At 56.3% G+C, this 300-nt stretch carries 1 pseudogene; it reads right to left on the bottom strand.

From position 1 onward, the window contains the following. Positions 1–300: pseudogene (locus P0G09_RS18920) on the bottom strand (ABC transporter substrate-binding protein); the annotation flags it as partial.

Consider the following 300-nt stretch of genomic DNA (forward strand, 5'->3'; position numbering starts at 1 on the left):
GGTGCAGATCGAGCACAAAATCGACCAGCGCCGTACTCTGCTGGAAAAAGCTCTGGGTGGTGCACCAGACACTGCCGCTCTGCACGGCCTTGAACTCGGCCAGCAGGGGGCATTTTGCCAACAGTTCCTCCGTGGTATGCACCACGCCCTCAATGGTGCTGTTGTAAAGGAGCACATCCGAATCCTTTGCACCGGCGTAAAAATCCTCCAGCGGCAGGTTCATGGTGGAAAGGTTGTTGCCGTTGTCGGTCAGGTCCGCAAAAACATAATCACCGCCCGCCATCTCTATCATCTGGGCCA

The organism is Faecalibacterium sp. DFI.5.82 (assembly GCF_029076575.1).
GTDB lineage: Bacteria > Bacillota > Clostridia > Oscillospirales > Ruminococcaceae > Faecalibacterium > Faecalibacterium duncaniae.